At 70.5% G+C, this 19,336-nt stretch carries 14 protein-coding genes; 6 read left to right on the top strand and 8 right to left on the bottom strand.

The window, feature by feature from the left end; genetic code table 11:
* Positions 1–431: 431 nt before the first annotated feature.
* On the top strand, positions 432–2,216 hold the full coding sequence (locus tag QOZ89_RS30945) for a polysaccharide deacetylase family protein (protein WP_071053344.1): 1,785 nt from the start codon (positions 432–434) through the stop codon (positions 2,214–2,216).
* Positions 2,217–2,444: 228 nt separating this feature from the next.
* Here QOZ89_RS30945 and QOZ89_RS30940 read toward each other — a convergent pair whose 3' ends face one another.
* The 3 genes from QOZ89_RS30940 to QOZ89_RS30930 all read right to left on the bottom strand — a co-directional run bounded on the left by QOZ89_RS30940 (position 2,445) and on the right by QOZ89_RS30930 (position 6,606).
* Positions 2,445–3,938, bottom strand: a complete 1,494-nt coding sequence (locus QOZ89_RS30940; protein ID WP_083419848.1) for a UDP-glucose dehydrogenase family protein — start codon at positions 3,936–3,938, stop codon at positions 2,445–2,447.
* 43 nt (positions 3,939–3,981) lie between these two features.
* Positions 3,982–5,052: a UDP-glucuronic acid decarboxylase family protein gene (locus QOZ89_RS30935; RefSeq protein ID WP_083419847.1), complete on the bottom strand. Its 1,071-nt coding sequence runs from the start codon at positions 5,050–5,052 to the stop codon at positions 3,982–3,984.
* Between the two features lie 270 nt (positions 5,053–5,322).
* Positions 5,323–6,606, bottom strand: a complete 1,284-nt coding sequence (locus tag QOZ89_RS30930; protein ID WP_071053343.1) for a glycosyltransferase family 4 protein — start codon at positions 6,604–6,606, stop codon at positions 5,323–5,325.
* Between the two features lie 329 nt (positions 6,607–6,935).
* Between QOZ89_RS30930 and QOZ89_RS30925 the strand changes: the two genes are divergently transcribed.
* The 4 genes from QOZ89_RS30925 to QOZ89_RS30910 all read left to right on the top strand — a co-directional run bounded on the left by QOZ89_RS30925 (position 6,936) and on the right by QOZ89_RS30910 (position 11,930).
* Positions 6,936–7,892: an FkbM family methyltransferase gene (locus QOZ89_RS30925; protein ID WP_083419846.1), complete on the top strand. Its 957-nt coding sequence runs from the start codon at positions 6,936–6,938 to the stop codon at positions 7,890–7,892.
* Positions 7,889–9,265: an oligosaccharide flippase family protein gene (locus tag QOZ89_RS30920; protein ID WP_071053341.1), complete on the top strand. Its 1,377-nt coding sequence runs from the start codon at positions 7,889–7,891 to the stop codon at positions 9,263–9,265. Before QOZ89_RS30925 ends, QOZ89_RS30920 begins: the two co-directional genes overlap by 4 nt.
* A complete protein-coding gene (locus tag QOZ89_RS30915) occupies positions 9,262–10,356 on the top strand; it encodes a CgeB family protein (protein WP_083419845.1) in 1,095 nt (364 codons plus the stop codon). Before QOZ89_RS30920 ends, QOZ89_RS30915 begins: the two co-directional genes overlap by 4 nt.
* A gap of 122 nt (positions 10,357–10,478) precedes the next feature.
* Positions 10,479–11,930 (top strand): DUF8712 domain-containing protein, encoded by a 1,452-nt coding sequence (locus QOZ89_RS30910; RefSeq protein WP_131804193.1) that lies wholly within the window; start codon positions 10,479–10,481, stop codon positions 11,928–11,930.
* A gap of 124 nt (positions 11,931–12,054) precedes the next feature.
* On the opposite strand, the gene QOZ89_RS30905 is transcribed toward QOZ89_RS30910, so the two are convergent.
* Complete coding sequence (locus tag QOZ89_RS30905) at positions 12,055–13,074, bottom strand: glycosyltransferase family protein (protein ID WP_083419844.1); 1,020 nt, start codon at positions 13,072–13,074, stop codon at positions 12,055–12,057.
* Between the two features lie 322 nt (positions 13,075–13,396).
* Here QOZ89_RS30905 and QOZ89_RS30900 point away from each other — a divergent pair, with 322 nt between their 5' ends.
* Positions 13,397–15,499, top strand: a complete 2,103-nt coding sequence (locus QOZ89_RS30900; protein ID WP_083419843.1) for an asparagine synthase-related protein — start codon at positions 13,397–13,399, stop codon at positions 15,497–15,499.
* Here QOZ89_RS30900 and QOZ89_RS30895 read toward each other — a convergent pair.
* The 4 genes from QOZ89_RS30895 to QOZ89_RS30880 form a co-directional block, all read right to left on the bottom strand.
* Positions 15,489–16,628: a glycosyltransferase gene (locus tag QOZ89_RS30895; RefSeq protein WP_071053338.1), complete on the bottom strand. Its 1,140-nt coding sequence runs from the start codon at positions 16,626–16,628 to the stop codon at positions 15,489–15,491. The genes QOZ89_RS30900 and QOZ89_RS30895 overlap by 11 nt on opposite strands.
* A complete protein-coding gene (locus QOZ89_RS30890; protein ID WP_157910616.1) occupies positions 16,625–16,795 on the bottom strand; it encodes a hypothetical protein in 171 nt (56 codons plus the stop codon). The genes QOZ89_RS30895 and QOZ89_RS30890 overlap by 4 nt, the downstream gene beginning before the upstream one ends.
* Positions 16,796–16,915: 120 nt before the next feature.
* Complete coding sequence (locus QOZ89_RS30885) at positions 16,916–17,932, bottom strand: glycosyltransferase (RefSeq protein WP_071053337.1); 1,017 nt, start codon at positions 17,930–17,932, stop codon at positions 16,916–16,918.
* Positions 17,933–17,976: 44 nt separating this feature from the next.
* Entirely contained in the window at positions 17,977–19,332 is a 1,356-nt protein-coding gene (locus tag QOZ89_RS30880; protein WP_312627148.1) for a phenylacetate--CoA ligase family protein, read from the bottom strand.
* Between the last annotated feature and the right edge of the window lie 4 nt (positions 19,333–19,336).

Genomic DNA, 19,336 nt, shown 5'->3' with positions numbered 1-19,336 from the left:
TGCCCGGCTCGGTGCACGAGCTGACCGTCGTCCCGCATGCGCGACATCCTCCACGTCGCCGGCGGCTCCGAACTCCATCTCCACGCCGACCTCGGCTGCGTCGGCGGTGAGGGCGACCGCCTCGTCATCCTCCACGAGACCCCGCGGGCAGGGTCAGCTCCCCGACAACCACAAAGCCGCTGGCCGCGCCCACGCCGCCATCCGCCCCCATGGGCAAAGCGGCTGGCTCCGCCGAGCCCTGGAACTGAAGCATTCTCAACCTCTGCCCCGCCTGCCGCGCCGTGTCAGCACCGCCGTCCAGGCCATCCTCGTCCCGTCAACCAAAGGAATTTTGGAAAACCGGGACCGAGAAATCTCACCGCAGGCCATGACGGCGCGCGGCCCCATCCTCATGGCGAGCGACAGTCTCGCCCGGTATCAGGGAGGCGCACGTGCAGTTCAACCTCACTCCGGTCAGCGTTACAAGTAATGAGCCTGGGCCATTCGTGGTGTGGGCCGGCGACGATGGCTACGACACCCAGGCGGGGTATTTTTCCCTGCTCGCGGCGAACGGGATCGCGGGGACCCTGTTTCTGTCAGTCGACTGGGTGGACAAATCTGGTACATCCCCGGTCTACGGGGACGCGTACATCACCACGGCCCAGGTGGAAGCAATCATTGCGGCCGGTCACGAGATCGGCTCGCACGGCAAGGACCATGAAGATCTTCTGAACTACTACACGATCAACGGTCCGGCGGCGCTGGACACCTTACTTGGTGCCGCCATCGGCAAGATTCAAACGGACTTCGGCGTCTCGGTCAGGACGGGCTCCTATCCCTATGGGCAAACGGACGACCGGGTACGAGAAGTCGTCAGTCGACGGCACGAGTACTTCCGGTGCAGCCGGGGTGTGGTCAGCCGCAATGCGCCGGACCCGTTCGACGTCCCGGGGATAGATATTCTTTCCCCATCCGAGTCGACTATCGAGACTTACATCGACGAGGCCGTGGCGAACCGCAGCATCGTCGTCCTCTTCATGCATGGCTCAATTGACTCGTCGCAGCTGACCAAGGTGTCGAACCTGATTTCCTACGCAAATAGCGCCGGGTGTGGCCAGGGGACGTTCTGCCGGGCGATGAGCGAGCGGACCAGATGGCTGTCGGCACGCGCAATGATCGACGCCCAAGGAAACGCGTTCCATCCGACCATCCACACCAACAAGCTGATCGTCGATCGCGACGACATCTTCGGCGGCTACTACTTCCTGGATCTGGACGAATCGACAAATGCGCCGTTTGTGGATGCGACGAGTGGAACGCCGTTTGAGTTCAGAAGAGACCTCCTTGCGCTCGGGGTAACTAATGCGGGCCGCCGTCGGGTGTTTTCCGACTTCACAACAACCAATGGTTCGACGACCGTCTCGTCGGGAAGCGTGGGGTTCCGTGCCGATGATGTGGGACTTTCGATCAGCGGCACCGGTATCCCGACCAGCACGACGATCGCGTCTATCCTGTCCCCCACTCAAGCCACCATGTCGGCTTCTGCGACGGCCAGTGCCACGAGTATGACGGCTACGCTCGGCCGACCTCAGTCACCAGGCATCGTATCGGCGGGGGAGGTGCGTTGTTATAACGGTCTGTCACTCTACGGGACTCAGTCGCAGGCGGTGAACTTCGTACGCCTCGAATCGACAGTCGAAGGGTCCGTCAGCGCAAGCCAGTGGCTCAATCTGGGCGTGGCCGGCGACGGCGGGGAGATGACCGTCGACTCGGGGACCGGCGGTTCCTACGTGAACATCAAGGGGTTTGCGACCAGAATCCGAAGTCAAGACGGCACGTTGCGTCTGCGCTTGGGTGCCGGCAAGGATGGAATCGATTTTGGCGCGGCCGAGGACGTGACACTCGAACGGGATGCGTCCGGAATTCTTGCCACCAACGCGGCCCTCAAGACGAGTGGAAATCTGATCGTAGGCAATGCCGGAAACGGACTCCTGGTCAAGGAGGGGACAAATGCACGCCTCGGTGCCGCCGCGCTGTCCAGCGGTTCGGCTACAGTTTCCACAACCGCTGTCACCGCTAATAGCCGGATCTTCCTGGCTCCACAGAACCTGTCCGGAGTCAGCACCCCTCAACCGATAGCGGTTTCCGCGAGAACCCCGGGAACAAGCTTCACGATCGCGTCGGCGTCCTCGGCCGACGCGTCAACCATCGCGTGGATGATCGTGGAACCCGCCTGATACTCCAGGGCTCCGGTGTGTCCGGGATTTGACCGGGCGATCGGCGCCCGGGGACGTCCGGAGCACGTGTCGCTGACAAAGACGCGGGCGCGCCGCCCGTGGCTCACGGAGAGGTCCAGGTCTCCGTGAGCTGGGGCGCGGGTGCCCGCTGGGGCGCTGTCCCGTGCGGCGGCCGGTGCCGTGGTGGGCGGCGGCGTGTTGCGGGCACCGCCATTTCAACCCGCCATTTCAACCTGGGTACCGCGCCGTACGACTGGCCCGAGGTGGCCAGCACGTCACCTGAGGGGTGATCGTCTCGCTGGTCCGCCGCGGCGTCGGCACCGCGGCGGGTGCGGCCGGGATGGCGGGTGTGCCGGGCCGGCCGGGCGCCAGGTAGTTCCAGCCGGCCTGGCGCCAGCGCTCGGGGTCGAGGGCGTGTCGTCCGTCGACGATGATCTGGCCGGCGACCACCTCGGCGAGTGCCGCCGGCTCGAGGTTGGCGAACTCGGCCCATTCGGTGAGCAGGAGGGTGATCTCCGCGCCGGCCATCGCCCTGACGGCTGACGTGGCGTATCGCAGGTGTGGGTGCGCTCGGCGCGCGTTGTCGAGCGCCATCGGGTCGTAGACGGTGACGGCGGCGCCCTCGTCGGCGAGCACCGCGGCGACCCCGAGCGCCGGCGAGTCGCGGACGTCGTCGGAGTTCGGTTTGAACGAGGCACCGAGGACCGCGATCCGCCGGCCCGTCAGCCGTCCGCCCAGCGCCGTTCGGGTGAGCTGGACGACCCTGTCGCGGCACCGCATGTTGACCTCGTCCACCTGGCGCAGGAAGGCGAGGCTGGCGCCGACGCCGAGCTCCTCCGCGCGGGCCAGGAACGCTCGGATGTCCTTGGGCAGGCAGCCACCGCCGAACCCGACCCCGGGCCGCAGGAACGCACCCCCGATCCGCGCGTCGAACGACAGGGCCGTGGCCAGTGTGGTGACGTCGGCGCCCGCGGCCTCGCACACCTCGGCCATGGCGTTGATGAACGAGATCTTGGTCGCGAGGAACGAGTTGGCCGCGACCTTGACCAGCTCCGCCGTGGCGAAGTCACCGACGATCACCGGTGTCTCGTGCTGGTCGATGATCGGCGTGTATACGGCGCGCAGAGTCGCCTCCGCCGCCGCTGTCGCGACCCCGAAGACGAGCCGGTCGGGCCGCAGGGTGTCAGCGATGGCGAATCCCTCGCGGAGGAACTCCGGGTTCCAGGCGAGCTCGATGCCGGCCGGCGCCTCGCGGGCCAGCCGCGCGGCCAGGGCGGCCGCGGTTCCGACCGGCACCGTCGACTTGCCGACAACCAGGCAGGGACGGCGTAGGTGAGGCATGAGGGCATCGACGGCGCCATGCAGGTAGCTCAGGTCAGCGCCCTGGGCGCCGGGCAGCTGCGGGGTGCCGACGCACAGGAAGTGGACGTCGCCGAAGTCGGCGACCTGTTCGAAGGATGTGGTGAAACGCAGGCGGCCGGCCTTCAGGTTCGTGCGCAGCAGGTCGTCGAGCCCCGGCTCGAAGAACGGCGCCTCACCTTCGGCCAGAAGGCCGATCTTCGCCTGGTCGATGTCCACCGCGAGCACATCGAAGCCAAGCTCCGCCATGCACGCGGCGTGCGTCGCGCCGAGGTAGCCCGTCCCGATAATGGTCAGCCTTGGCCGGTCCGTCGATGCGGGCACCCGAGAGCCGGAGCCGAGGCCGGCACCGATGTATGTCATACGTCGTCCGCTCCGGAAACGTACGCGCACGTCGTCCGAGCGGTCACGTGGTACTCCCCGCCGCGCCGTCCGCCCGAAGACCCACCAGCCCGACGGTGTCCTGTCCGGGTCGCCTCGGCGCCGGTATCGCCTCGTCCACGAGCTGGCTGCGGCGGGGCCGCCCAGCCATCGCCTGGGCGGGAAGGTTCAGCGCATCGGCGAACCAGGCGATGGCTACAGCCAGTCCGTCGCGAAGGTCGACCCGGGGTTCCCAGCCGAGCTGGGAGCGGGCCAACGTGATGTCGGGGCGTCGCACCATCGGGTCGTCGACAGGACGCGGAACGAAAGTGATCGGCACGTTCGTGCCGCACAGCTCGACGACGAGCTGGGCCAGCTCGAGGATCGTCATCTCCCGTGGGTTCCCGAGGTTGACGGGGCCGGGCAGGTCAGTGCGTAGCATCCTCAGGACGCCGTCGACGAGGTCGTCGACGTAGCACAGCGACCTTGTCTGCGAACCGTCGCCGGCCACCGTGACTGGCTGCCCGCGTAGCGCCTGCGCGACGAACGCGGGAATCGCGCGGCCGTCGTCGATGCGCATCCTGGGGCCGTACGTGTTGAAGATCCGGACTATTCCGGTGTTGGTTTCGTGGGTGATCCGGTAGGCGGTGGTGAGTGCCTCGGCGTACCTTTTTGCCTCGTCGTACATGCTGCGCGGCCCGACCGGGTTGACGTTTCCCCAGTACGACTCGGTCTGCGGATGAACCAGTGGGTCGCCATACACCTCGGAGGTGGACGCGAGCAGGAAGCGTGCCTTTTTGGCGCGCGCGAGCCCGAGCAGGTTGCGCGTTCCGAGCGCGCCCGCCATCAGCGTCTCCAGCGGCAGGTCGCGGTAGTGCAGCGGAGAGGCCGGCGAGGCCAGGTGCAGCACCGCGTCCACCGGCCCGGCGACGTGTACGAAATTCGTCACATCGTGGCAGCCGAGCTCGAACCGTGGATGCGTACGGAGATTACTTACGTTGTCCGGACGGCCCGTGGCAAAGTTGTCCAGACAGATCACTTCGGCGCCATCCGTCAACAGCCGTTCGCACAGATGGCTGCCCAGGAAGCCGGCCCCGCCGGCGACCACAACGCGCATGAGGAGACATTCCCTTCCGTACCCGCGGCACCAGGCAGGCGCCAAGAGGCTCGCTTCTCCGAACAGGAGGTCGCTCCGAACAGGAGGTCGCATTGCCGAAGGTAGTGGCAGCCTCGCGGGCTGTCACTGATCCTGGCTCGGTGGATGTCGGGTCTCAATGGCAATGCGCGAAGCTTGGGCCATATCGGGGAGGCGAAGCGCGAGACCCGTCCGGCCGTGGCACTCGAGGGCATTCACGGAGGATCTTCTCGGCGTTGCTGCCCTCGGCTGTCATTGCTCGAGGATGTCGCTGCCGCCGCGCCGCGCCGGCTGAGGCGCGGACGGCTCGGCCGGTGTCGTCGGCGCCGGGGTGGCCGACCGGGGAGGGCCGGCAGCCAGGACCGCGAGGGGAGCCGGGGGATCGGCCTGGCCGGAGCGGGGGGCGATGTCCGGTCGCGGCGGACGCGGCGTCGGGAGCGGGGTGCCGAGGACGGCGGAGAACACGGCGCGGATGTGTTCCTCGGGCTGGGTGGCCAGCTGAGCCCACTCGGCGGCCTGTCGCCGCATCCGCGCGAGCCGGGCCGGATCCGAGAGCAGGTCCGCCAGCACCGCGGCCAGCGCCTCCGGGGACTCGTCGGTGGGGGTGGCGCCGGTGACGCCGTCCAGGTACGCGTCGCGCGAGCCCCCGGACACCGGCCCGACGACCGGGCAGCCGGCGAGCTGGGCCTCGACCAGCACGATGCCGTACCCCTCGCCGCTGCGAGGCGGACGGGTCCGCGTGGACAGCACGAACAGGTCCGCCGCCGCGTAGAGTCCGGCCAGCGCCACGTCGTCCGGCGACTCGACCAGCTCGACGTCCTCGTGCCGGTCGACCACCCGGTGCACCTCGTCGAGCGCCGGGCCCTTGCCCGCCACCACGAGCCGGACGGGACCGATGCGCTCGCGGACCATGTGCAGCGCGGCGAGCAGCTCGCGCAGCCCCTTGCCCTCCCAGTCGGCGTCGTTGAGCCGGAAGACACCGAGCAGGGTGGGGACCGGGCCGGGCACGGGCCGCCGACTGCCCGCCGCGAGCAGCGTCTCCCGCCACGAGGTCGCGATGCCCGGCCGCAGCACCGGCGCCACGCCGACGTCGGCGAGCGTGCCGGCGCTGTAGGAGCTGATGGTTATCGGGTGCAGGACCGGATGGCGGGTGAGGATCGCCCGGTTCCGCCGGCGCAACCCCCAGATGTCGATTCCGTAGAAGAACACCGGGCCGTGGCGTGCCCTGGCGAGGGGCACGGCCGCCGCGGCCACCGGGATGAGGTTCGGGTGCCCGGTGACGACCGCGTCGAATGGGCCCACCCGCACGGCGGTGCGCAATGCCGTGACCACGAAGCGCAACCGGGCCCGCAGGCCGGGCGGTCTCGCTGGGCCGCGCAGGTCCAACCGGTGCACGTCGGCGCCGCCGACGCGCAGCCGCTCCTCGACAGTGCCGAGGTAGCGTTCGATGCCGCCGCCGAGCCCGCCGGACGGGGCCAGCAGCAGGACCCGTGGGCGGTCGGCCCCAGCCTCGGCCCCGACAGCGGGGCGATACATAGAGAGCACGAACGACTACTCTAAGTGTCAAAGTATTGGAGTGGTGGAGCCTTGCTCCCGGCGTGCCGACATCGCCTGGCGGAATCGGGTGGAGCGGGCGCAGCTGGCAGATCCCGCCCAAGGCTCGTCATGTGGATCTTCTGGCGTCCCCTGGCGCCGGTCGGCCGTCCGACTGCGTCCCGATCTGCAGGCCGGCCAGGCGCTCCTGGTTGTCGGCGTGGACGGCGCGGGCGGAGCAGCGGCCGGCGCTGACATTCGCCACCGAGCGGCGGCCGATACTGACCGCAACGTACGTCGCTCTATGTAGTTGAAGTGATACAACCAGTGGCATGGAAAAGGGCGCAGCAGCGACGGACCTGCGGACCGATCCGACGTGGCGGCGGCTCGGCCGAGGACATGGGCAGGGCCCGTTGCGCTGGCGCCTCGCCGGCCGACTGGCGGCCAACCTTCCCGAGGTGCGTGGTCGCGACCGCGTCGTCGGGTGGGTGAAGGGGCCGGCCGACGAGTACACGGGCCCGCTTCGTGGCCGGTTCGTCAATGGCATGCTCTTCGATGTCGACAGCTGCCGGGACGGGTCGGCGCGCGCGTTGTCCACACTGCGTTACCGTCCGCCGGCGTTGGCCCCGGTGTTCGCCGCCGTGCTCGGCCCCGGGGACTGCTGCTACGACGTCGGCGCGAACATCGGGGTGTACACACTGTGGGCCGCCGGACTCGTCGGCCTGTCAGGGCAGGTACACGCCTTCGAACCGGTGCCGGACACGATGGCGGTCCTGCGGTCGATGGTCCGGCGCAACGAGCTGCCGCAGGTGCGGCTCGAGTCCTGCGCCGTCGGGGCGACGGCCGGCGAGACCGGCATGCGGACCTACCGCGACGCCTCCGGCCTCGCCCATCCCGTCGCGGACGCCGGCACCGCCGACCACATCGCGCGCCTCACCACCCTCGACGCGTACGTCGAGCGGCACCGGCCCCCCGACCTCGTCAAGATCGACGTCGAGGGCTTCGAGATCGACGTCCTGCGTGGCGCCGCGAGCCTGCTCGCCGCCCGGTCGCCGGCGCTGCTGCTGGAGATGCTGCCAGGCCTCCTGACCCGCCAGGGCGGTCAGGCGGAGCTGGTCGCCCGGCTCACCGACGCCGGTTATGTGATCTTCAACCTGACGCCCGAAGGGATCGCCACGCGTGGCGCGTTCACGCCGAACGTGCTGGCGCTGGCGCCCCGGTGGGACCGGTTCGACCGCGTCGTCGCGGCTCTCGAACGCACCCCGTTCCCGCGGAACCAGACCACGTGATCCGGGCCAAGCATCGCCGGCGGTCATCCCGCTGGCGCGGTGAATACCTGCGCTCCGTCGGAGCGACCGCGGCGACGAGTGTCGCCGTCAGCGGAGTGGCAGCGGTCGGCGGACTGTTGCTCGCCCGTTACCTCGGCCCGTCCGGGCGGGGCACATTCGCCGTCGTCACCTCCTACATGCTGGCCGCCGCGACCATCGGCGAGTGCGGGCTGACCACCGCTATCTGCTACCTGGTCGCGCGGGACCGTTCCAGCGCCCGCGATTCCATCCGCACTGGCGGGGCAATGCTCGTGATGCTTGGGATCCTCGTTGGCGCAGCCGGCATCGCGGCCGCGCCCCTGGTGCTCGACGACCCGGAGGCGGTGACGGCGTTCCGGGTCGCCTTTGCCGCCCAGCCGCTGGTGTTCGGTGCCTCCACCTGGCTGTTCGCACTGCAGGCCACCCGGATCGGCAGCTGGAACGTGGTCCGTGCGCTCCAGCCGGCCGTCTACACCACCGCGGTGGTGACGCTGGCGGTCACCAACCTGCTCACTGTCGAGCGCGCGGTGTTCTGCCTCGTCGGCTCGACGGCCCTGCAGGCCATCGCGGCCGTGGTGCTGTGCCGGCTGGCTCTTCCCGGACGGGGCCGGCTGCGCCGCTCCACTGGCCGGAAACTGGCCGGCTACGGCGGCGCGACGATGCTCTCCGCTGTCCCGTACCTGCTCAACGCGCATCTGGACGTGCTCCTGCTGGCGCTGCTCGTCGAGCCCGCCGAGGTGGGTCACTACGCCGTCGCGGTTTCGCTGAGCATGTTGTCGCAGCCGGTGTGCTCCGCGTTCGGCAACGTCGCGATGCCCCGCCTCGCGGCCGCCGCGGCGGTGGCCGGCACGGACGGCACGACCGCCGGGTCCGCCAGGCGGGTGGCGCTGACCGCCGTGGGCGCCAGTCTCGCCACGGGCGTGCTGTGCATGGGCGCGGTCAGCGCCATCGCGCCGTTGGCTGTGCACGGGCTGCTGGGGCCGGACTACGCGCCGAGCGTGGGACTGTTCTGGCTGCTCGCTCCGGGCGCGGCTGTGCTCGGCTGCAACCGGGCGATCGACGACGTGCTGCGCGGGCTCGGGCGGGCGCTCACGGTGGCTCGCTGTGAGTGGATCGGGACAGTGGTGACGGTGGCGCTGCTCGCCACGCTGGTTCCGCTGATGGGGGTCGCCGGAGCCGCCGTCGCGTCCAGCATCGCCTACGGCGTCGCCTTCGCCTTCCTGCTGCATGCGGTGCTGCGCGCCGTCGGCATCACAGCCAGGTCCGTGCCGGCGAGGCTGCGCCGGGCCGCCGGGCGCGGACGCCGGGACTGGCTCGGCGTTCCCTCCGAATCCGGAAGAGGTAACGCGGCATGAACGACGAAAGCCTCGTGGTGCGATCCGCCAGCCCTTTCGCCGCTTGGACGTCCACGTCCACGTCCAAGCCCTCACCCGCGCCAGCCCCGGCCCCGGTCGGTGGCGCGGTCCGGGTGGGCGTGATCGGGCCGGTCTTCGAGGACAGCTTCGCGGACAACATCCTCGACTGCCTGCCGGGCGTCGGGGCCGACCCCGTGGCGCTCGGCCCGGCTGTCCCTCGGCCGGCCGACCGGCGTGTCTCGGCCGTCCTCGCTCTTGCGCGTCGGGCCTACGACCACCTCGACCTCGCCTACCAGCGCAGGCTGGTCGCGGCCGCCGAGCGCGCGGGAGTCGGCCTGGTGCTGTCCGTCGACCTCAACCTTCTGCCGACGACAGTCCGCGAGCTGCGCCGCCGCGGGATCCGGGTCTGCCTGTGGTTCCCGGATGCCGTGGCCAACCTCGACCGGCAGCGGATGCTGCTTGGTGACTACGACGCTCTTTTCCTCAAGGACCCGCTCGTCGCCCGCCGGCTGTCCGACGTCCTGGAACTGCCGGCGCACTATCTGCCGGAGGCCTGCAACCCGGCCCGCCACCAGCCACCGGCCACGGCGCCGGACTCGCCATATTTCGTGTTCGTCGGAAATGTATACGGCGCTCGTGCCCGCCTGATCGGGCAGCTTCTCGACCGCGGCGTCGACGTGCGGGTCTACGGGCCGCCGATACCCCGCTGGCTTCGTGAACCTCGACTGGCTGGCCGCCACGCCGGGCGCTACGTGGTCGGCGAGGAGAAGGCCGCGGTGTTCCGCGGGGCGCGCGCCGTCGTCAACGCGCTGCACCCGGCGGAGATGCAGAGCGTGAACTGTCGGCTGTTCGAGGCGACGGCGTGTGGGGGCGCCGTCCTGTGCGAGCGCCGGGAGACGCTGCCCGCGTTGTTCGACGAGGGAAGCGAGGTTCTTGTTTTCAGCACCTTCGACGAGCTGTTGGCGCGGATCAAATGGTGTTCGGACGACCCGGCTGCGGCCCGCGCGGTCGGCGATGCCGGGTCTCTGCGCAGCCATTCCGAACACACGTACGGGCATCGGCTCACCGCGCTGCTCGAGGCCGTCCTGTGACCGCCACAAGCATCCACACAGTCTCGCCGTCTCCGACCAGGCCCGAAGCATGGAAGGGTTCTCCCGGGCCCCTGGACGCGGCGCGCCGCGCGGGTTCGCCAGCGTGGGCCGCGGTGGCCGCGGTGGCGATCGTCCTGTGGGGAGTGGACGCCGCTACCTACATGGCTGTCCCTGAACGGGTGGTGCTGCGGTCGATTGCTCTCACGGTCGAATACCTGGCCGCCGTCGCGTTGATCGGTAGCCGCTACGGCCGAGGGTACGGTCTGTACCAGTTCCGGCTGGGGCCGTGGTACCTACTGCTGTCCGCGGTGACGTTGGGACTCACATCGATTACATGGCGAACCCCGCAGGCCGGCGTACTGGCCGTCATCGGCCCGTCGAGTGTGGCGTACGCTCTGGCACTCCTCGGGTTGGGGGTGCCGCTCTGGACGATCGGATACCTGGTTGGTCCCGGCGGGCTCGCATTTCGCGCCGGGCATTCGCTGGCCGCCCTCGCGACATCGGAGCGTGACGGCAAAGGTGGCGGAAGATACCGCCCGGTCGCCGTGTGGGCGCTCGCCGGTGTGGCCGTCGCGGCCCGCCTTACCCAGATTGCCATCGGGCGGTTCGGCTATCTGGCCGACCCGTCCCAACTCGTCAGCAACTCGTCAAGATATGCGCAGATCCTGGAATATGCCGCCAGCCTCGGTCTCCCGGCACTCGTCATCGCGGCGGTCGAGCTGGCGCGATCCGGCGGCGCGCGCCAGCGGACGCTCTTTCTGGTCCTGTTGGGGACCGAGATCGGCTTCGGGCTGCTCAGCGGGGTGAAGGGACAGTTCGTGTTCACCTTGCTCGCCGTGTGCATGAGCTTCGCCATTGTTCGCGGCCGGTTGCCCCTGCGCTGGCTGCTCGGCGCCGCAGCCGTTCTGATGTTCGTCGTCGTGCCGTACAACGCCACGTATCGGCAGACCGTCCGGCCACACGCGGACCAGAACCTCTCGCCGTCGGCGGCGATAGCCGCCGCCCCTCAGATCTTGACTCAGACGATCGAAGGCGGCGGTCGCGACGATGAGCAGTCGCACAACACCCTCACCGACTCCGCCGACTATCTCGCCGACCGCGTCCGGTCTGTTGACAGCCTCGCCGTCGTCGTCCAGAAGACCCCGGAAGTGGTTCCGTACCGGGGTACCTTCGAGTTGGTCAGCGGCACAGTGCTGGGTTGGGTGCCGCGCGCGCTGTGGCCGGGCAAGCCGGTCCGGACCGCCGGCTACACCTTCAGCCAGGAGTACTACGAAACCCCTCCTGGCCTGTACACCTCGGCCGGGATTTCGCCGCAGGCCGACCTGTTCCGTTACGGCGGGCTCCTCGTGATGCTCGTCGGGTCGGCTCTCCTGGGCGCGGTCTGCCGATTCGTGGACGAGACCCTGCACCCCGGGCGCGACCTACGGCTGACCGCCCTGTTCGCGTCCCTGTTCACCCTGTTGCTGACCACGGAGACGAGCGTGTCGGACCTGGTGGTGTTGCTGCCCATCAAGGTCGGCGTGGTGGTCCTCGCCTGCCGGTTCGTCTACCGTCGGCGTCCGGTGGTGGCATAAACCAGCGAGTGATCCTGGGGACAACCGGACCTCCCAGATCGCTTCGCGATCCGGCAGGAACCCCGGCCGGGCGTGCGAAGGAAGATCATTTTCGCACGCCCTTTGGCCCTCTAGTCCGGATCTTTCACGGCCGGGCGCGGTCCGCTCGGCGTTCCCAGCGCGCGGGCCGTGGCTCGTCCGGCAAGGGGGAGTCGGCCGACGGCAGCGGCCCGATGCCGTCACGCAGGCCGTGCCAGGCGTACCGCCAGGAGGCCAGCCCACGTCCGCGGAGCAGGTTGGCGCCAGCGGAACGGGGCAGCCTGACGAGTGCCAGCCAGACAGCGGCCGCGCCGGCCTGCCAGGGACGGCCGTGGATCCGCGCGAACCAGAGCCGGTTGCGCGTCGAGTAGTAGACGTAGCTGGTGCTGGGGATGGTTCCGCCGCCGGTGTGCCAGGCCTGGTAGGGGCTGATCATGACCCGCCAGCCGGCGGCGGCGGCGCGGCGCGCCAGGTCGGTCTCCTCGTAGACGAGGAAGTAGCGGGTGTCCATCGGCACCTGGCGGTGACATTCGGCCCGCACGAACAGGATCGCGCCGGTGACGAACGCGACGTCCGCCGGCTCGGGGCGCCCCCGGCGCCGTCGGCGCGGTACCGCGAACAGCGGGGTCAGCCGGTCCGCACCGGGGTGGATCCCGTCCGCGTTGAGCAGGGTCGGCCCGACGATGCCGACCCCGGGGCGCGAGATGAGGTCGAGGCAGGCCACGACCGTGCGCTCGGGCAGCCGCACGTCGTTGTTGAGCAGCAGGTAGACGTCGGTGTCCGGCCGGGCGTCGGCGCCGAACCGGAAGCCGCCGGCGAAGCCGAGATTGGCGCCGGGGACGAGCCAGGCGGTGGCCGGCGGCACGTCGTCGGGCCGGCGGGCTCCGTCGTTGGCGACGACGACCACCTCGGTCACCGCTGGCATGGCCTCGAGCCGGCGGGCGAGTTCCACGGTGGGCTCGGTCGGCCCCCAGTGCACGATGACGGCGGTCGTCCGTGGTCCGACGGCCGCCGAATCCGGGGTGCCGAACGCGTCGCTGACCGGTGGCGGGTCCGTAGCGTCGTCCGCGCCACCGGCTTTCTCGCGGCCGTCAGCGGTGCGCGGGGCGTTTGTCCGCAGGCTCATCGCACGCTCGACCCTCCAGGCGGGAGACACGGCGAATGTGTCGCCGTTTAGATACGTTCGGTAATCAGCCTAGAGCCATCCGGCTGTCGACCCGAGACTTGCTGGCAGGCGTGTTGCCTGGTATCCGCAATGTCTCCAGGCGCGGGCGTCGCGGGCGTCGCGGGCGTCGCGGGCGTCGCGGTCGTTGTCGCCGCGGCGCGGGGCTGTCGGCCGGCGCGGTCGGGTGCGTTGCGCGGTCGATCCGACGTGCCTGAGTTGGCGGACCGCTGGTAGGCGATACACCTCCTTGCAATCTGAGATCGTTCGAATACGCTGAGTATCCATGTGTGGAATCGCCGGAGTGCTTGATCCCGACGAGGGCCGGGCCGAGGGCCGGGTCCGCTGGCTCGTCGGCCGGCAGAGTCACCGAGGTCCCGACCACAGCACGGTGCGCCGGGTGGGCCCGGCGACGCTCGGCATAGCCCGGCTGGCCATCGTGACGCCGACTACCGAAGGTAATCAACCAATCACCTCCCCGGGCGGCGGTGTCGCCGCCGTCTTCAACGGGGAGATCTACAACCATCTCGAGCTGGCCCGCTGGCTCGGCGTCGACGGCGTGCCCGGCAGCGACGGGCGGGTCATCCCGGCCCTGCTCGAGCGGCACGGCGTCGGCGCGCTCGGCCGGCTACGCGGGATGTTCGGCTTCGCGGCCGTCGACCTGCGCCGCCGGCGGCTTCTGCTGGGCCGGGACCGACTGGGTATCAAGCCGCTGTACGTGCGCCGTTGCCCGGACGGCACGGTCGCGTTCGCCTCGGAGCTGCGTCCGCTGGTCGGCCTCGGCCCGATCCCACCGGTCCGCGCGGAGGCGGTCGCCCGGTTCCTGCATCTGGGCGCCCTCGGCGGCGACGACTGCCCGTTCGAGGGCATCGAGGCCGTTCCGGCCGGCTGGTGGATCGCCTTCGACGAACATGGCGGGTGTACCCGCGGCGAGATCGGCGCCGACAGCGCGGACGACGACGCTCTCGGCGCCGCGCCCCCCGCGCCGCGCCTGCGCGGACCCCGGCTGCGTGAGGCGCTGCTCGAGACGGTCGCCGCGCACCTCGGAGCGGACGTCCCGACCTCGCTGCTGCTGTCCGCCGGGACGGACTCCACCGCGCTTGCCTGGGCGGTGCGCGAGCTCGGCACGACGGTGACCTGCCTCACCGTCGCGGCCGAGCCGGGCATGCCGGGCGTCGACGAGGCGCCGCGCGCGGCGGCGACGGCCGCCGCCTACGGGCACCGGCACCGTGTCGTCGAGCCCCGGCTGGCCGACGCCGACCTCGACGGCTTCTTCCGGCACATGCAGCGTCCGACCATCGATGGGCTGAACAGCTGGGTGGTGTGCCGGGCCGTGCGGGACGCCGGGTTCAAGGTCGCGTTGTCCGGCCTCGGCGGAGATGAGGCGCTGGGCGGGTACCGGCACTTCCGGCTGCTGCGGGCGCTCGCGCCGCTGCGCGCCCTCGACCGGCTACGCCGCCCGCCGCTGCGGCCGGCGGTGGACGCACTCGCGGACGCCGCGGCCCGCCGGGTGTCGGACTCCTCGAAGGGCCGCGCGCTGCTCGCGGCCGACGGCCCGCGCTCGGCGTGGGAGCTGGACCTGCTCACCCGCGCGGTCTGGCCGCTGCCGCGGGTGGTCGCGGCGACCGGGGCGCCGCCCGACCGGCTCGGCTACCTGCGCTGCCCCGAGGAGCTGGTGGGGCTGCGGTCCTCCTGGGCCCTCACCCGGGCGGAGCTCGATCTCTACCTCGGCGCCACGCTGCTGCCGGACACCGACGCCTTCTCGATGGCGCATTCCGTCGAGGTGCGGGTGCCGTTTGTCGATCTGCCCTTCCTGACCGCGGCGACAGCGGCGGCGCACCGCCGCCCGGTCGGCAAGGCGGCCTTCGCCGCCGCGATCGCCGACCCGGTGCTCACGGACGTCGCCAGCCAGCCCAAGCAGGGGTTCTCCGTGCCGATGGCGGCGTGGACGTGCTCGGGCCCGCTACGCGGGCTGGTCGAGGCCGTCCGCGACCCGGGCGCGCCGGTGTGGGCGTACGTCGACTCGGTGGCCGGCCATGACGTGCTCGACGCCGCGGACCGGGCGGCGGCGCGCTGGTCGCATGTGTGGGCGCTGGCCGCGCTGAACGGCTGGCTGGAGTCGGTCGCGGCACAGCCGGTCCGGCCGGCCGACGCGCTCCGGATACCCGTCCAGGCCGGCCCGGGCCGTGCGGCCCAGCGGGAGGGTGTGGCCGCGGATTCGGGGAAGCCCGCGGGGGCGACGGCCCAGGCGGAGCCGGCGGCCGCGGGACCGGCGGAGGCCGCCGGCGATCCGGTGCCGGCCGGCCCCGCCGGTTCCACGAGTGACGGCGGGGCCGGCGCCCCGGGGCATCGTGGCCCAGCGAGCGAGGTCACCGGCGTCAGCGGCTGACAGCCAGCTCGACCGCGCGCTCGTAGCCGTCCGCCGTCGCGGCGAGCGAGTACCGGTCCACCCGTTCGCGCACCCTCATCCGCAGCCTCGGACCGGCCTCCGGGTCCTCGACCGTGTCGGCCGCCGCCGCCAGGCAGTCGGCGAGCCGGTCGACATCGCCGATCGGGAAGACATGGCCGAGCCCTTCGACCAGGTCCGGGGCGGCGCCCACCGCCTCGCTCACCACCGGCAGCGCTCCGGCGGCCATCGCCTCGTTCACCACCAGCCCCCAGGTCTCGTGCTCGCTCGGCAGCGCGAGGACGTCGGCGAGCCCGTAGTACGACGGCAGCTCGGCCTGGTTCACGAAGCCGACACAGGCCGCCGCGAGGCCGGCGCACCGCCGCCGGGTCTGCTCGAGCAGCGGGCCGTCACCGACCACGAGCAGGGCCACCCGTCCGTCCAGCCGGCGCACCGCCTCGACCAGATCGAGCGGCCGCTTGCGCGGGATGAGCTTGGCCGAGTAGAGCACGACCGGGCGGTCGGCAGGCAGGCCGAGCTCGGCCAGCCGCTCCGCGCGGCGGGGGCGGGCGGCGTCCGCGCCGGTTCGGAAGTGGTCGTTGTCGACGGAGTACGGGGCGAACACCGCCCGCGGCGCACCGAAGGCCGCGTAGAACGCGTCGTTGTGCGCGCCGATGGCGAGGCCGGCCGCGCAGCGGCTCACCACCGCGCGGGCCAGCGGGTCGCGCACGACGCGCCAGCGGGGCTGACCGCCGCGCCGCCAGGATTCGCAGCGCAGCAGGTATGGCCGCCCGATGCCGCGCGCCAGCGCGATGGCGGCGAGCATCCACGGCGAGTCGTAGCCGTGTACCACGAGCGCGTCCTGGGCCCGCACCCAGGCCGCGAGCCGGGTCAGGCCGGCCGGGTGCCGCGCCGGTGAGGCGCCGACCCCGAGCACCCGGTTGGGGTAGCCGGACAGCAGGTCGACGTCCCACCGCAGCTCGCGGCCGAATCCGGGGTCCAGGTAGACCCGTGCGCCAGCGTCGGTGAGGAACGCGACCTCGAGGTCCACGCGGTTGCGGCGGGCGAGCTCGCGGTAAAGCGGCGCCTGGTACTGGATGACGTGCGTCGCGAGGACGCCAAGCCGGATCACCGGCGGGCGCCCGTGCCTAGCGGCACCTGGGCGGTGACGAGCAGGAAGGAGCCGCGCCGCCCGGCAGCGGTGGCGAAACGGCGGTCGACCTCATCGAACCATTCCCCGCTGTGCGGCTCGGCGCTGTGCGGCTCCGCTGGATCTGTCCCGTGCCAGTGGTAGGTCATTGGATTTCCCTCCCACCAGGTTCGGTTTGATCCTGAACCTGGTCGATAGACCGCTCCTGGTCCCGGGTGGGGACTGGGGTCCACTTTGTCTTCCTTGTTGGCGTCGGCCGACGAATGTCGTCATCCGATATCCGTTTTATTCAGGAGCCAGTCGAAGTAGTCATCTGGGTCAAAGGGATTGTGCCGCTCCCCGCTCGGTACCGTGCGCAGGGCATCATGCATTGCCTCGGCAATCAAGGTGGAGTCGTCGCGTTGGTAAGGGACCAGCGCGGGCCCGGCGACCTCTCGGGCGCGCTGGCTGTCGAGTGCGATGACAGGAACGCGCGCGAGCCGTGCCTCCGCCAGCGGATAGCCGAAGGATTCTGTCCGGGTCGGGTAAATGATGGCTCGGCACCCGTGTTGGAAGTGCGCGAGCTGCTGAGGGGTAAGCCGGCCGACGAACCGCAGGTGCTTCGAGCCGAGCAGGTCCTCTGCTTCAGCCTCCCGCTTGCTCGCGGTAATGATGATCTCAATACTCTCGGCCAGGTCCGTGGAGATCGCGCTAGCCGCCTGGTCGACCAGCCGTAGCAAATGCCCCATGGGTTTGTAGGAGGAGGAGAAGAACACCGGGCAGAGTATCTGACACCGGTCTCGTGCCTCGGGCGGCCTTGGGGACGGCGGTGAGAGCGGATGCATGCGAACTACGATCCGGGACGAGAGATGTGGATAGATCGAGGTGACTCGGTCGGCCATCTCTGTGCTGGGCACGACCAGAACGTCGGCGCGCTGGGCGCATGCTCGGACTACTGGGATCGAGTGTGCGAACCTGCGGGGGAAATGAAACTGTCTCTCTTCGTCGGCCGAGAGGAAGTGCAGCGCGCTGCGGAGAAGCGCCCACCGTTCGCCGCGAGTCACGACGAAGCTGACATTGTTCAGAGCGATCGCTCGCTGGTGACGTCCGATACGTTCCCGTCGGGCCAGCCAGGCTGGCGAAAGCTGGTGCCCGCGCCCGACGACGCGGACACCAGGGGACGGGCGGCGAGCGAGATAGTCGTCCAGCTCGCCGAGAAGGCGCAGGGCTCCGCCCATGCGGGCTCCGGCGCAGTCGACGATGACTTTGTCGCGGACTTTGTCGCGAATGGGTCGCGGGTTCACCATTCGCTCCTTGTGGCCAACATACCGCTCTCCGATCTAGCGTCGCTTCATCGCTCTGTGGATTGGCGAAACCCAGGCCGCCGGCCCATACCACTGGTCGACAACGACGGCTTTCCTCTTCGAGTGGGAGTGTTTGCCGTGGTCTCCGTCGGTCGATAGCGCTGATCGACGACCAGGGCCTTGCCTCGCTGGGTCACGAGGTCGGCGGTCTCGACGACCGACACGGACACCGCAAGGCGGTCACCCACCCGGTCCTGCAGGAGCTGTCGGGCGAGTTCGAGATCATGCGGAGCCGGGCGCCGCGTCGCCGTCACCCGCAGCTCGACCTTGCCACGGTGCTCCTGGCGGAACTGGATACGGTCGAATCTGGCGAACGCGTTGTCGTGAAAGTTGAGGGCCGCGGTGGAGATCGGCTCGTCGTCCACTCCGTAGACCAAGGACTGGTCCCACCGGCCGCGGATGTCCCGCAGGGCGGGGAACGGCGAGCCGCAGGCACACCGGTTGACGGTCGGTTCGAGCGGTGCGGCGGCGTCCTCGGTGTCGTATCGGACCAGCGGCATCGCGGCGTTGGTCAGGCCGGTGCCGATGATCCGTCCTTCGACGACCTCGGCGATCCCGTAGGTCGGCATGACGTGGTACACGGACCGGTGCTGGGCGCACTCGCCGGCGAAGACCACCTTCTCGCTCTGCCCGTACCAGCGGATCACCGGTGCCTCGAAGACCTCCTCGAACAGCCGCAGCTGCCAGTCGAACGCGCCCTCGCTTGCCAGCAGCACGCCGCGGACCCCGCGGAGTCCGGCATGTGGCCCGGTGCGCGCCACCCACCGGGCGAACGGCGTGATGGCGGACGGGTACCCCCAGATCGCCACCGGGCGGAAGTCGCGCATCATCAGCGCCAGCTCGTCGAAGGTGCGGTCGGACAGGTGGAACGGCGAGACCAGCAGCTGGTTGTAGGTCCGCTGGAACAGGATGGGCCGCCCCGCGAAGCCCTCGCCAAGGCTCCCGCCTCGAAAAGTGATCTTCGGGTCGGTCAGCCGTACCCCGGCCCGTGCCCAGACGTGCGCGATGTGCGCCCATTCCGTGAAGAACGAGGGGTGGGAGATACGCAGATCAAGGGGACGCCCGCCGGTGCCGCCGGTGGTCACCTTCCTGGCCGGCACGAACGGATGGGTGAACGAATCCGCCGCCTGGCGCACCGTCTCCTTGGTCAGGACCGGTAGCTCGCTGAGCTCTCCCCGCAGGTACTCCGGGCTGCGGCGGTAGTGCGGCACGGCGGACAGCCACCGGCGCCGGAATCGGTCCAGCCGGGCCGCCTGCCAGGCCGCGACGTCCGCTGGTTCGAGGGTCGCGAGCTCCGCGAGCCCGCGCAGGTGGGCGACGACGAGGGGGCTCTGGGCCGCCATGGCG

It is taken from the genome of Pseudofrankia coriaricola (assembly GCF_032027725.1).
Lineage (GTDB): Bacteria > Actinomycetota > Actinomycetes > Frankiales > Frankiaceae > Pseudofrankia.
Note: the sequence above shows the minus strand (reverse complement) of the source record. Positions and strands in the feature narration are given on the sequence as shown.

Coding starts and splice junctions, on each gene's coding strand:
- QOZ89_RS30940 (WP_083419848.1), bottom strand. CDS start 3,938: ATGACATACATCGGTGCCGGCCTCGGCTCCGGCTCTCGGGTGCCCGCA.
- QOZ89_RS30935 (WP_083419847.1), bottom strand. CDS start 5,052: ATGCGCGTTGTGGTCGCCGGCGGGGCCGGCTTCCTGGGCAGCCATCTG.
- QOZ89_RS30930 (WP_071053343.1), bottom strand. CDS start 6,606: ATGTATCGCCCCGCTGTCGGGGCCGAGGCTGGGGCCGACCGCCCACGG.
- QOZ89_RS30925 (WP_083419846.1), top strand. CDS start 6,936: ATGGAAAAGGGCGCAGCAGCGACGGACCTGCGGACCGATCCGACGTGG.
- QOZ89_RS30915 (WP_083419845.1), top strand. CDS start 9,262: ATGAACGACGAAAGCCTCGTGGTGCGATCCGCCAGCCCTTTCGCCGCT.
- QOZ89_RS30905 (WP_083419844.1), bottom strand. CDS start 13,074: ATGAGCCTGCGGACAAACGCCCCGCGCACCGCTGACGGCCGCGAGAAA.
- QOZ89_RS30900 (WP_083419843.1), top strand. CDS start 13,397: ATGTGTGGAATCGCCGGAGTGCTTGATCCCGACGAGGGCCGGGCCGAG.
- QOZ89_RS30890 (WP_157910616.1), bottom strand. CDS start 16,795: ATGACCTACCACTGGCACGGGACAGATCCAGCGGAGCCGCACAGCGCC.
- QOZ89_RS30885 (WP_071053337.1), bottom strand. CDS start 17,932: ATGGTGAACCCGCGACCCATTCGCGACAAAGTCCGCGACAAAGTCATC.
- QOZ89_RS30880 (WP_312627148.1), bottom strand. CDS start 19,332: ATGGCGGCCCAGAGCCCCCTCGTCGTCGCCCACCTGCGCGGGCTCGCG.